This window comes from Serratia sp. K1WW1 (genome assembly GCF_055790865.1).
Genome location: NZ_CM147697.1, coordinates 3,990,558 through 4,003,510, shown reverse-complemented (window position 1 = coordinate 4,003,510; position 12,953 = coordinate 3,990,558). Strand labels below are relative to the sequence as shown.

Annotated in this window: 12 protein-coding genes; 8 read left to right on the top strand and 4 right to left on the bottom strand. The window is 53.7% G+C overall.

Annotation, left to right across the window (positions count from 1 at the left end; translation table 11 throughout):
* The first annotated feature begins 43 nt into the window (after window positions 1-43).
* Both ACX9GU_RS18055 and ACX9GU_RS18050 read left to right on the top strand, forming a co-directional pair.
* Window positions 44-664, top strand: coding sequence for a hypothetical protein (locus ACX9GU_RS18055; protein WP_473192425.1), 621 nt, complete (start codon window positions 44-46; stop codon window positions 662-664).
* A 28-nt stretch (window positions 665-692) separates the two neighbouring features.
* The gene (locus ACX9GU_RS18050) at window positions 693-1,718 is read left to right on the top strand and encodes a fimbrial protein (RefSeq protein WP_473192424.1); all 1,026 of its coding nucleotides are present in this window, start codon (window positions 693-695) and stop codon (window positions 1,716-1,718) included.
* Window positions 1,719-1,788: 70 nt separating this feature from the next.
* Here ACX9GU_RS18050 and cynS read toward each other — a convergent pair whose 3' ends face one another.
* Together cynS and ACX9GU_RS18040 are read right to left on the bottom strand one after the other, a co-directional pair.
* A complete protein-coding gene (gene cynS / locus ACX9GU_RS18045) occupies window positions 1,789-2,259 on the bottom strand; it encodes a cyanase (protein WP_473192423.1) in 471 nt (156 codons plus the stop codon).
* Between the two features lie 25 nt (window positions 2,260-2,284).
* The gene (locus ACX9GU_RS18040) at window positions 2,285-2,938 is read right to left on the bottom strand and encodes a carbonic anhydrase (protein WP_473192422.1); all 654 of its coding nucleotides are present in this window, start codon (window positions 2,936-2,938) and stop codon (window positions 2,285-2,287) included.
* Between the two features lie 118 nt (window positions 2,939-3,056).
* Between ACX9GU_RS18040 and cynR the strand changes: the two genes are divergently transcribed.
* The 3 genes from cynR to ACX9GU_RS18025 all read left to right on the top strand — a co-directional run bounded on the left by cynR (window position 3,057) and on the right by ACX9GU_RS18025 (window position 6,787).
* Window positions 3,057-3,941: a transcriptional regulator CynR gene (cynR, locus tag ACX9GU_RS18035; protein ID WP_473192421.1), complete on the top strand. Its 885-nt coding sequence runs from the start codon at window positions 3,057-3,059 to the stop codon at window positions 3,939-3,941.
* Window positions 3,942-4,086: 145 nt separating this feature from the next.
* Window positions 4,087-4,917 (top strand): isocitrate lyase/PEP mutase family protein, encoded by an 831-nt coding sequence (locus ACX9GU_RS18030; protein ID WP_473192420.1) that lies wholly within the window; start codon window positions 4,087-4,089, stop codon window positions 4,915-4,917.
* Between the two features lie 277 nt (window positions 4,918-5,194).
* On the top strand, window positions 5,195-6,787 hold the full coding sequence (locus tag ACX9GU_RS18025) for an ABC-F family ATPase (RefSeq protein WP_074423417.1): 1,593 nt from the start codon (window positions 5,195-5,197) through the stop codon (window positions 6,785-6,787).
* Window positions 6,788-7,051: 264 nt separating this feature from the next.
* On the opposite strand, the gene moeB is transcribed toward ACX9GU_RS18025, so the two are convergent.
* The gene (gene moeB / locus ACX9GU_RS18020) at window positions 7,052-7,861 is read right to left on the bottom strand and encodes a molybdopterin-synthase adenylyltransferase MoeB (protein ID WP_473192419.1); all 810 of its coding nucleotides are present in this window, start codon (window positions 7,859-7,861) and stop codon (window positions 7,052-7,054) included.
* A 2-nt stretch (window positions 7,862-7,863) separates the two neighbouring features.
* The gene (moeA, locus tag ACX9GU_RS18015; protein ID WP_473192418.1) at window positions 7,864-9,102 is read right to left on the bottom strand and encodes a molybdopterin molybdotransferase MoeA; all 1,239 of its coding nucleotides are present in this window, start codon (window positions 9,100-9,102) and stop codon (window positions 7,864-7,866) included.
* Between the two features lie 107 nt (window positions 9,103-9,209).
* Between moeA and ACX9GU_RS18010 the strand changes: the two genes are divergently transcribed.
* The 3 genes from ACX9GU_RS18010 to ACX9GU_RS18000 all read left to right on the top strand — a co-directional run bounded on the left by ACX9GU_RS18010 (window position 9,210) and on the right by ACX9GU_RS18000 (window position 12,943).
* Entirely contained in the window at window positions 9,210-9,746 is a 537-nt protein-coding gene (locus ACX9GU_RS18010) for a DUF924 family protein (RefSeq protein ID WP_473192417.1), read from the top strand.
* 340 nt (window positions 9,747-10,086) lie between these two features.
* Window positions 10,087-11,046, top strand: coding sequence for an isoaspartyl peptidase/L-asparaginase family protein (locus ACX9GU_RS18005; RefSeq protein WP_473192416.1), 960 nt, complete (start codon window positions 10,087-10,089; stop codon window positions 11,044-11,046).
* Between the two features lie 19 nt (window positions 11,047-11,065).
* Complete coding sequence (locus ACX9GU_RS18000; protein WP_473192415.1) at window positions 11,066-12,943, top strand: dipeptide ABC transporter ATP-binding protein; 1,878 nt, start codon at window positions 11,066-11,068, stop codon at window positions 12,941-12,943.
* The last annotated feature ends 10 nt before the right edge of the window (window positions 12,944-12,953 follow it).

Genomic DNA, 12,953 nt, shown 5'->3' with positions numbered 1-12,953 from the left:
TTGCAGTGGGATAATTTAACATTGTAGCATTCTAGAGGGGATCATGCTGAAAGTAATTATAAAAGATAGCAATGCAGTCTTTGCATTGGGCCTAAGGCTTTGCCTGGAGCAGGAACTTTTATGTCGTGGCAAGTTATTTCAATTTTTTGATTGGCCGGGTGAAGCACGGCATGCCGATATCATATTTCACCAAGTCGAACCAAGAGCCGATTGCTTACTGGCCATGCCTTATATCAAGCATGATTTCAACGGGATTTTTTTTCCCATTGTTGAACGGGAACAGGATGGTAAAGAAAGAAACCCGGTGTGCGAATGCTTGAGACATCTGCCGATTATATATAGAGATGAGCCCCTGGCCATTGTAATAGAACGAGTTTTTCGTCAGTTGGCAAGCCGTGAGAAAATGAAATACATTGAACATGACGGTGTTATTTCGAAGTCATGCCACTTTTGTGGTCGGTCTCGGCTATCGGTTAATGAAATAAAGGTTATTAAACTACTGTCCAAGGAGTGCTCTTTAACCAGCATATCCTGGATATTGAAGAAAAATGTCAAGACCATTTTTACGCAGAAGAAAACGGCAATGAAAAAGCTGAACTTACAAAATAATAAAGAGCTTTACTCTTTCATTCTTAATAATCGCAATGCGATAGAGTTGCTTTAACCATATAACCAACATCATTAGGGGTACTATGTCAGTGAAATTGATCCTTGCCTTGTTTTGCTTTATTCCTATAGTGGCGAATGCTAAAGAGGTGGAACAGACCTGTTGGCCATATTATGGGAATAATGATTTCCGTGTCACGCTGACCAAAGGGAGTTTTTCTAGTAGCAAGGCGGGAGCCACGGCTGCGTTCAACTATAGTGGAGTACCTAGCATTTATTATGTGAACTGCTGGTCCAACTACGATCCGGGAACGACTCCAAACGTATACAGTTATTACTTTACCCGGATAGATTTACCAGCCTCGGAATTTGGTAATGGCTTTTATAAGGTAAACGAAGATTTTGATGTTAAAATCACTCTGTTGGGGGAGGGATTTCATGTTGTTCCCTCGGAACGAATTCTGTATGGAGAGGGTGGTGGTGATGGTAAGCCGAACCGGCGTTATACCAGAGGGATTACATTTGCTCGTGACGGGGGATCCTCCATTACGCTGCGTTTACGCCGCGATCAACTGGGGGGCGTGATACAAGTTCCTCCCATGGTCAAGTTATTCCGAGGCTACCGTTTAGTCAGTAAAGGTAATTATCAAGTACCGACCGTGATTAATGACACTCCAATTATGAGTATGTTGACCGCGGGGCAACTGATTCAAGTACCCGTCGTATGTACCATTAACCATGGTGCTGCCATTGAGGTGGACTTTGGTGATATCGATAATACCAAACTCAGCAGCGATGGAAGCCGTTATGTCAAAACCATACCGCTGCAATACCATTGCAACACTGCGGTGACACAAAATGTTGATATCAATCTCATTGCGGCTCCAGCGGCTTTCTCGTCAGAGCTGATCGCCACCACGCTGCCCGATGACGTTGGTGTTATGGTCAGCCGTAACGGCCAAGTGGTCAAACCGAACCAAAAATTTAGTACCACGCTGCTTGATGGCTTTGGGCAAGATGAGTTACAGGTAGCTCCGGTGGCCCGGGATTTGACCAAGTCCATCACCGGCAGTTTCACGGCATCTGCCACCTTGGTCATGTCGGTACAATAAGTGTGCGCCAAAAGGAAGTTCAGCGCCTCTCACCGGACGCTGAATTTAGCTTACTTTATGGCGTAAATTCTCAGAATGGCTTGGTTGGCAAGTATTTACCATCCAGCGTGATCACCGCGCGTTCACCGCCATCGGGGTCCTGGACCTTTTTGATATCCAGTTTGAAGTTGATCGCGCTGATCACCCCGTCACCAAATTGTTCATGCACCAGCGCCCGCAGGGTTGAGCCGTAAATCTGCACCATCTCGTAGAAACGGTAGATGGTCGGGTCTGTCGGCACGCCGCCGGGGATACTGCCGCGCACCGGGATGGTTTGCAGCAGGCGCACCGCATCTTCATCCAAATCCAGCTTTGCCGCTATTGCACGGGCGGCCTGTTCCGGTAACGGATGCTGGCCAAGCAGCGCGGCAGTAACAAACGCCAGGCTCAAGCCGGTGCCTTGGTTAATCGCCTCAAAGGTCAGGCCCTTACGGACTTTGGCATCCATGATGATGTCGGTCAGGCTTTGGCGTGCTGAAACGCTATGTAGGGATTGTGTCATGTTGACTCCTAAAGGTTTGGGTAGATTAGAAACGTTGCATAGCTGGGCTGGCGGTGACGTTCGGGTTGCTAGCCAGCGGTACGAAACGGCGGGTATTGCCATCTAATGCGTCTATACAGCCGGTGGCGATATCGTAGATCCAGCCATGCAGTCGCAGATTGCCTCGATCGAGCGCCAGCGCGACCGAAGGGTGAGTTTTCAGGTTGGTCAGTTGGGCGATGACGTTTTCTCGCACCATCGAATTAATACGATCGTGCTCGCTGGCGTGTTCATTGGCCTGATTGACCGCCTTGGCGGCATCGGCATAACGCAGCCAGTTGGCCACGGTGGGCATGTGATCCAGGCATTGGCAGGTGGCGATGGCGGTCATGGCGCCGCAATCGGAGTGGCCGCAAATCACGATATCCTCTACGCCCAGCGCGGCAACGGCATATTCCACCGAGGCCGAAACACCACCGGGCTCAGGCCCGAAAGAAGGCACGATATTGCCTGCGTTGCGGATGACGAACAGGTCGCCCGGTTCACGTTGGGTGATCAGTTCCGGCACCAATCGGCTGTCGGAACAGGAGATAAATAGGGTGCGTGGGTTCTGGCTGGTGGCCAGACGTTTGAACAGCTCTGTGCGCTCGACAAAAGCCTCGCGCTGGAACTTCAGAAAACCGTCAATAACCTCTTGCATGGTGACTCCATCAATGTGTGGCTCGCTTTCAATGGAGGCAAGAATGGACTTTTCTAGCTATAGGTTCCAAGACTCATTTATAATCACCTCGATAGGTATCACTAATAGTTGAGGCGTTATGTTACTGCGGCACATTCGTTACTTTCTGGCGGTGGCGGAGCAGGGGAACTTCACCCGCGCTGCGGAGGTGCTGCATGTTTCTCAGCCCACCTTGTCACAGCAGATCAAACAGTTGGAAGAGACGCTGCAGGTAGAGCTGTTCGACCGTTCCGGGCGCAGGGTGCAACTCACCGATGCCGGCCAGGCGTGGATGCGCTATGCCCGGCTGGCGTTACAGGATCTGGATGCAGGCAAGCGGGCCATTCAGGATGTCGCGACGTTGGAACGCGGCAACCTGCGTTTGGCGATGACCCCGACCTTTACCTCCTACCTGATTGGCCCGTTGGTCGACGGTTTTTTCCGGCGCTACCCGGGGATTGCGCTGAACATCCGTGAGATGACGCAGGATAAGATGGAGGCGTTATTGTGCGATGACCAATTGGATCTGGGGATTGCCTTCGAGCCGGTTCACTCTGCGGATATAGCCGCGACCAGGCTGTTCACGGAGCGGCTGCAACTGATGGTGGGCAAGGGGCATCAGCTTGCCAAGCGCCGCACTGCCTTGAGCGTTGCGGAGGTGCAGCAGGTGCCGTTGGTGCTACTCAACGGTGACTTCGCCACGCGTCATTACGTGGACGAATATTGCCAGCAGCACGCGATCCATCCTCAGGTTGCCATGGAGGCGAATGCGATTAGCGCCATCGTCGAGATTGTGCGCCACGGCCAGCTCGCGACCATTCTGCCGCAGGCCATAGCGCGGAGTAATCCGCTGCTGCTGCCTATCAAGCTGTCGGTTCCCATGCCCGAACGCCATGCCGTGGTGTTGCAACGCAAAGAGGGCTACCGCAGCGCCGCTTCACGGGCATTTATTGCGATGTTGCATGAGCAAGCGCTGAAAATTTAAGGTGTGAAATACGGATCTGAGAGGAGAACTTCAAGCATGTTGTCGCGCTTTCCAGTTCTAGCAGAGAATACATGTCCGTATTTCGCCAGAGATCCTCGTTTGGCCGCTGTATATTCATTTTATCTAACCAAACGAGAAAATTACTATGAATAGACAATTAAGGTTAACCTCAGATTTTAGAATGCTAAACGAGAAAGGTCACTTTCTGTTAGCCAATGCCTGGGATATTGCCAGTGCCAAGATTTTCGCCAAAGAGGGATTTTTAGCTTTAGGAACGACAAGCGGGGGGATTGCATACAGTCATGGTTTTAAAGATGCGCAGAAAATAAGCCCAGATCTGGTGTTGCAGCAAATATCATCGATAGTGGATGCCGTATCTATTCCTGTTACAGCGGATATTGAATCTGGCTATGGCATCAATGATGCTGAGGTTTATGCTTACGTGCAAAGAGTCATCTGTGCTGGCGTGGTCGGCATTAACATAGAAGATAACAGCCATGGAATCAGACCGACAAGACTGTTCAGCGTTGATGAGCAATGTGCGCGGCTGGTGGCCGCGAGAAAGGCAGCTACGGACTCAAACATCCCAATATGGATTAATGCTCGTATCGATACTTATTTAGTGAATGAGGCCAATAATAAAACCACCTTCGAGGTGACTGTTGAAAGAGCTAATCATTACCTTGGTTCCGGTGCTGATATGGTTTTCATTCCTGGTGTTGATGATCTGCTGTTATTGAACCGGTTGAAGCAGGAAATTCAAGGCCCCATTAATATCATGACGATGCCACGAAGCCCTGATATTAATAAACTTTTTAATGCGGGAGCATCCAGAGTGAGTCTGGGCGTATGCCCAATGCTTGCCTGCATGGGAGCGATTAAAAGTATCGCTAATGAATTTACCAGCAGTGGAACCTCAAATACCTTGGATCATTATTTTTATGGTTTTGCAGATGCGGAGTTATTATTCGAGTAGATAAATTATAAATATAAGCTTACCTGCAACATTCTTTAACCAGCTACACCTTGTAGGGGCGCTGCATGCTGCGCCCGATTAGTCTGCTCTGCTAGGGACAGACTAATAATCAAAGATAAGCGCCGCAATGACATTGTAATTTGTGTGGTTATTGTACGCATGTCGGTTAACGTTTACCTGCGCTCAAATATCAACCAAAAATCCTCGCGATATCTGACCGCCGTTATGGCATAATGCGCGCCAAATCACATTCCCTATCAAATTAAGAGCGAGCGCTGTGTTAAGCACTAACAACATCACTATGCAGTTCGGCAGTAAGCCGTTGTTTGAAAACATCTCTGTCAAATTTGGCGGCGGTAACCGCTATGGTCTGATCGGAGCCAACGGCTGCGGTAAATCGACGTTCATGAAAATCCTCGGTGGCGATCTGGCACCGAGCGGCGGTAACGTGTTCCTGGATCCGAATGAGCGCCTGGGTAAACTGCGCCAGGATCAGTTCGCTTTTGAACAGTTCAGCGTGCTGGACACCGTGATCATGGGCCACACCGAACTGTGGGCGGTGAAGGAAGAGCGTGACCGCATCTACGCCATGGCGGAGATGAGCGAAGAAGACGGTTATAAAGTGGCCGATCTGGAAGTAGCCTATGGCGAGATGGACGGCTACACCGCAGAAGCACGTGCCGGTGAGTTGCTGCTCGGCGTAGGTATTCCGGTAGAACAGCATTATGGCCCGATGAGCGAGATCGCTCCCGGCTTCAAACTGCGTGTCCTGTTGGCTCAGGCGCTGTTCTCCGATCCGGAAATCCTGCTGCTCGACGAACCAACGAACAACCTGGACATCGATACCATTCGTTGGCTGGAGCAGGTGCTGAACGAACGTAACAGCACCATGATCATCATTTCGCACGACCGTCACTTCCTGAACATGGTTTGTACTCACATGGCGGATCTGGACTACGGCGAACTACGTGTCTACCCAGGCAACTACGACGAATACATGACGGCGGCTACCCAGGCTCGTGAGCGCCTGATGTCTGATAACGCCAAGAAGAAGGCGCAGATTAACGAATTGCAGTCCTTCGTTAGCCGCTTCAGCGCCAACGCCTCAAAATCCAAGCAGGCTACCTCTCGTGCCCGCCAGATCGACAAGATCCAGCTGGAAGAGGTGAAAGCCTCCAGCCGTCAGAACCCGTTCATCCGTTTTGAACAGGACAAGAAGCTGTTCCGTAACGCGCTGGAAGTGGAAGCGCTGGCCAAAGGTTTCGACAACGGCCCGCTGTTCAGCAAACTCAACCTGATGGTTGAAGTGGGCGAGAAGGTGGCGATCCTGGGTGCCAACGGTATCGGTAAATCTACCCTGCTGAAAACGCTGGTGGGTGACCTGCAGCCGGATAACGGCACGGTGAAATGGTCTGAAAACGCCAAGATCGGTTACTACGCACAGGATCACGAATACGAGTTCGATGAAACCCTGAGCGTGTTCGACTGGATGAGCCAGTGGAAGCAGGAAAAGGACGATGAGCAGGCGGTACGCAGCATTCTTGGCCGCCTGTTGTTCAGCCAGGACGATATCAAGAAGCGCGTAAAAGTGCTGTCCGGTGGTGAGAAGGGCCGTATGCTGTTCGGCAAGATCATGATGCAGCGCCCGAACATCCTGATCATGGATGAACCAACCAACCACATGGATATGGAATCCATCGAGTCACTGAACATGGCGTTGGAAATGTATGAAGGTACCCTGATCTTCGTTTCCCACGACCGTGAGTTTGTTAGCTCGCTGGCTACACGCGTTCTGGAAATGACGCCGAGCAAGGTGATCGACTTTACCGGCAACTACGAAGACTATCTGCGTAGCCAGGGTATCAACTAATACCTTCGAGTTTTACCGCACGCCCCTCACCCCAACCCTCTCCCACAGGGAGAGGGAGCTGCCCGGAGTAGGTAATTAGCCCGTGCAGCTTCGGAAAGTAGGGAGTAAAAACAAGAAAGGCAAGGTTTTACCCAGGGCAATCAACGAACTCGATCTGTTCCCCCAACCCTCCCACAGGGAGAGTGAGCAGTCCAGAGCGAATGGTTAGCCCGTACTGCTTCGGAACGTGATGAGTAAGAGAACGAAAGGTATTACGCAGAAAAATCAACGAACTCGATCGGTCCCCTCTCCCTGTGGGAGAGGGTTAGGGTGAGGGGCCGCATCTTGACCACACACCTCACACCGTGGATCCTTCGGCAGCTTCATCTCGCGAAACTGCATGCTCATCGCATCAAACATCAATAACTTACCCACCAAAGGCTGGCCATAGTTTGCCAACAGCTTGATGGCTTCCATCGCCTGTAACGTGCCGATGGTGCCGACTAAAGGCGCCATCACGCCCGCCTCAACGCAGGTCAGTGCATTTTCGCCAAACAGCCTGCTCAGGCAGCGATAACAAGGCTGTTCCGGCTGATAAGTGAAGACACTGAGCTGGCCTTCCATGCGGATGGCGGCCCCTGATACCAGCGGTTTACGCTGTGCATGGCACAGGCGGTTGAGCAGATCGCGGGTCGCCACGTTATCGGTACAGTCCAGCACCACGTCGCAAGCGGTAATCTGCGCTGCCATTTGCTCGTCATCCAGCTGAGTATCGAGAGTATCAATACGGATATGCGGATTGATGGCGCTCAGTTCGAGACGTGCGGATTCGACCTTCGCCATACCAATACGCGCATCCCGGTGCAGGATCTGGCGCTGGAGATTGGAGAGGGAAACCGTGTCGAAATCAACCAGCGTCAGATGGCCGACGCCAGCGGCAGCCAAATAAGGCGCCGCCGCACAGCCCAGTCCGCCAAGCCCAACGATCAGCACGTGCGCCGCCTGCAGCTTTTCCTGACCCTCGAAGTCAAAACCCCGCAGTACGATCTGGCGGTTGTAGCGCAGCGCTTGTGCATCGGTTAATTCCGGCAGCATGTTCAGTTCCTCAACAACGCATTGAAAGGTTCGATCTCCACCGTCTCGCCGGCGGCCACCGAGCCGCGTTCGCGTTCCAGCACGATAAAGCAGTTACCTTGGCTGAATGAGCTGAACACGTGGGAACCCTGATGGCCGGTGGTGCTCACTTCCAGCTCGCCTTGGGCATTGCTGGTGAAGATGCCGCGCTGGAAATCGAGGCGACCCGGCGACTTTTTCAGTGGCGTCAGGGCGCGAGCTTTCAAGCGCGGTGGCAGTTGCCATTCGGTGTGACCGGCCAGCTTGGCCAGCAGCGGTTGCACCAGCTGATAGAAGGTCAAAGCCGCAGAGACCGGGTTGCCAGGCAGGCCACAGAACCAGGCGTTCTGGAGCTTGCCAAAAGCAAAAGGCTTGCCCGGTTTGATGGCCAGCTTCCAGAAGCTGACTTTACCCAGTTCATCCAGCATCTGCTTGGTGTAATCGGCTTCACCAACGGAAACGCCGCCGCTGCTGATCACCACGTCGGCCTCGCTATCCGCCTGGATAAACGCCGCGCGTAATGCTTCCTGATTATCACGAATAATCCCCAGATCGATCACCGTGCAGCCGAGCTGTTCCAGCATCAAGCGTACGGCAAAGCGATTGGTGTCGTAGATCTGCCCGGCTTGCAGCGACTGGCCGACCGGCTGCAATTCATCACCGGTAGAGAATACCGCCACCTTCAATTTACGCATCACCTGCACATCGGCCACGCCCAATGAAGCCAGTAACGGCAACTGTGCGGCCCCCAGCGTGATCCCGGCGGGCAGCACGCTCGCCCCGCGCAGGATATCTTCACCCGCCAAACGGATATTTTGCCCGGTGGTTACCGGGACGTTGAAACGCACTCCAGCTTCGGTTACTTCAGCCTGCTCTTGCATGATCACCGCATCCGCACCGGCTGGAATTGGCGCTCCGGTCATGATGCGTACGCAGGTGTTGGCAGGCCAGGCATCCGTAAACGGAGCCCCGGCAAAGGCTTTACCTGCTACAGGTAACGGAGAGGTGCCGTTCAGGTCACTTAGACGTACCGCGTAGCCGTCCATCGCCGAGTTGGCGAAGGGCGGGACATCGATAGGGGAGACCACCGGAGTGGCGGTAATGCGCCCGGCTGCGCTGGTCAAGGCGATAGATTCGCTCTGTTGCAGTGGCGCGATCTGGGAGAGCATTTTCTCCAGTGCCTGCTCAAGAGAAATGAGGTCAGAAGTATGACAGTGATCCATAAACAAAACTCCGTAATCGGCGTGCGCGAATTTTTCGCTATTATGGCAGATAACGCCGAAGGGGAGAAATGCCTGCGGCCCCAGGTAATCACCTATAGGAGACAGCCATGCATCAGCACGTACTGGATTTTTGGTTCGAAGAGATCGACCCAGTCATGTGGTTTAAAAAGGACGATGAGTTCGACCGTTTGCTGCACACCCGCTTTGGCCAACTGTGGCAGGCGGCGTCCCAGGGAGAACTGGCGCATTGGCGTGCAACCATCACCGGCAGACTGGCGGAAATCATCGTGCTCGATCAGTTCAGCCGTAATCTTTTCCGCAACACGCCACGCTCCTTTGCTAGTGACGGAATGGCGCTGGTGCTGGCTCAGGAAGCGATCGCCACGGGGTTATGTGAAAACCTGACGGTTGAGCAGCGTGGCTTCCTCTATTTGCCGTTTATGCATTCCGAATCCGCCTTGATCCACCAGCAGGCGTTGGAGCTGTTTCGCCAATTAAATAATGGTGACCAGTTGGAATTTGAAATACGGCATAAAGCCATAATCGATCGTTTTGGACGTTATCCCCATCGTAACGAGATATTAGGCCGGGAATCTACGTTTGAGGAGCAGGAATTTCTGCAACAACCGGGATCGGGTTTCTGAATATTTTTCATTGGGGTGTAAGCGGGGAATAGCGGAGAGGGGCATGGGATAACGCTTATTAAACATGAGCCAAGCCAGCCTATTTCCTGCTGCCGCCAATAGGCGGGTTAAATCTGTCAGCGGTAAATGAAAAGTCAGATAACCCACTGTTTTTATACCGTTTAGCTCTTTCTATGCACAAAATAGTCTAAGCAGGCTACGCTTAATGCTTGGCGACGAGTTTGTGCTTTACATCGATTGCCGGGCTAAATATAGTCGAAAAACACGAAATAATAATTCTCTCTCCATTTTCATGCGGTACCTGCTTGAATTGCCGCGGATAGACACAGGTGTCAGGTCAATGAGCAAACCAGTGATTGCCATTCATGGTGGTGCGGGCGCAATTACCCGTACGGCATTGAGTGCAGAGAAGGAACAAGATTATATCCAGGCGCTTTCCGACATTGTGGCTGCCGGGCAGGCTATTTTGGCCGCAGGCGGCAGCGCGCTGGACGCGGTAACGGAGGCCGTCAGGCTGCTGGAAGAGTGCCCGCTGTTCAACGCAGGTAAAGGTGCGGTATTTACCCACCAGGGCACCCATGAGCTGGATGCCTGCGTGATGGATGGCCGTACCTGTGATGCCGGGGCGGTCGCCGGGGTCAGCCGGATACGCAACCCGGTACTGGCCGCGCGTACGGTGTTGGAAAACAGCACTCATGTGCTGTTTGGTGGGGAAGGGGCAGAAAGATTTGCCGCCAATCACGGCTTGGAAATGGTCGAGCCCGATTTCTTCTTTACCCAGGAACGTTTTGACCAACTGCACCGTGCTCAGGCAGAGCAGGGCCGGGTGTTGCTCGATCACGACGGCGCAGCGGCGCTCAGTGGTGACCCACTGGATCCCGATCGCAAATTTGGCACCGTGGGGGCGGTAGCGCTGGATGCTCTGGGCAACCTGGCTGCGGCCACCTCAACCGGCGGCATGACCAATAAGGCGGCAGGGCGCATTGGCGATACGCCGATTATTGGCGCCGGTTGCTATGCCAACAACGCCACGGTGGCGGTTTCCAGCACCGGTACCGGCGAAATATTTATGCGCACCGTCGCGGCCTACGACGTTTCTGCACTGATTGAATATGCCGGTCTAACCCTGCAACAGGCCTGCGATAAAGTGGTGATGGAAAAACTGTTGGCGCTGGGTGGCAGCGGTGGGCTGATCGCCATCGATCGTTTTGGCAACGTCGCGCTACCGTTTAACAGTGAAGGAATGTATCGCGGTTTCGGCTACGTCGGCGATGCCCCTTCCGTAGGTATCTACCGCTGAACGCTTGCCGGGAGGGCAAATGACCGATACGGCCATCCAGCCACAGGCAGAACGTGGGCTGATTTTACCGCCCAAGCGCGTACTGGCGGTGAGCGATCTGTGCGTGCAATTTCGCCAAGAAGGCGACGTCATTGAAGCGGTGCGCCATCTGGACTTCGCCGTCGACCGTGGCGAAACGCTGGCGATCGTGGGAGAGTCCGGCTCCGGCAAGTCGGTTACCTCACTGGCGTTGATGCGACTGGTAGAGCAGGGCGGCGGTGAGTTGACCAGCGGTGCGATGCATTTTCGCCGGCGTAACGGCCAGGTGCTCGATCTGGCCAAGGCGAAACCGAGCACCCTGCGCACCTTGCGCGGCGCCGATATGGCGATGATTTTTCAAGAGCCGATGATCTCGCTCAACCCGGTGTTTCCGGTGGGGGAGCAGATCGCCGAATCTTTGCGTCTGCATCAGGGGATGGATCACCGCAGCGCCAAACGTGAAGCGCTGCGCATGCTCGATCTGGTGCGCATTCCCGAGGCCAAAAACGTCCTTGGCCGCTATCCCCATCAACTGTCTGGCGGGATGCGCCAGCGGGTGATGATTGCCATGGCGCTGTCGTGCAAACCGGCGCTGTTGATTGCCGATGAACCTACCACCGCGCTGGACGTCACCATTCAGGCGCAAATCCTGCAACTGATCCGCGTGTTGCAGCAGGAAATGCAGATGGGGGTGATCTTCATTACCCACGATATGGGCGTGGTGGCGGAGATTGCCGATCGGGTACTGGTGATGCATCAAGGCGAGAAGGTGGAACAAGGAGAAGTACGCTCGTTGTTCGCAGCTCCACAGCAGCCTTATACTCGGGCCTTGTTGGCTGCCGTGCCACAACTGGGCGCGATGGCAGATAAAGACTTCCCGGCAAAATTTCCGTTAGCTGGCGTTGACGATAACGATCAGCCGCAAGACACCATACCCGCAGGAGCTTCGCCGATCTTGCAGGTAGAAAATCTGGTCACGCGCTTCGATCTGCGCAGCGGCATTCTCAACCGTGTCACGCGCCGTGTGCATGCGGTGGAAAATATCAGCTTCGACCTCTATCCCGGTGAAACGCTGGGGTTGGTCGGCGAATCCGGCTGTGGCAAATCCACCACCGGCCGCTCACTGTTAAAACTGGTAGACAGCCAACGCGGCACCATTACCTTCAACGGCCAACAGATCAACCGCTTGAAAGGCTCTGCCTTACAGCATTTACGCCGTGATATTCAGTTTATCTTTCAAGACCCTTACGCTTCCCTGGATCCACGGCTCACCGTTGGTTTCTCCATCATGGAGCCGTTGCTGGTGCACAATGTTGCTCGCGGGGCGGAGGCTGAAAAACGGGTCGCCTGGCTATTGGAGCGGGTAGGGCTTAAGCCGGAACATGCGCGGCGTTATCCACATGAGTTCTCCGGTGGCCAACGCCAGCGTATCTGCATTGCCCGCGCGCTGGCACTCAACCCGAAAGTGGTGATTGCCGATGAGGCGGTCTCCGCGCTGGACGTGTCGATTCAGGCGCAAATTGTCAATCTGCTGCTCGATTTACAGCGTGAATTGGGCATCGCATTTCTGTTTATTTCCCACGATATGGCAGTAGTGGAACGCGTCTGCCATCGCGTAGCGGTGATGTACCTGGGCCAGATTGTGGAGATCGGCCCACGCCGTGCGGTGTTCGAAAACCCGCAGCACGCCTATACCCGTAAGCTGATGGCCGCCGTGCCGGTGGCCGATCCAACCCATGCGCATAAACGCCAGCCGTTGCTGGTGGATGAAATACCCAGCCCGATCCGTGGGCTGCACGATGAACCCGTTACCGCACCTTTAGTGCAGGTAGGGCCAGGGCACTTTGTGGCCCGCCACCCTATCGCCGGTGCTTTTTAGCCTTGCCTCA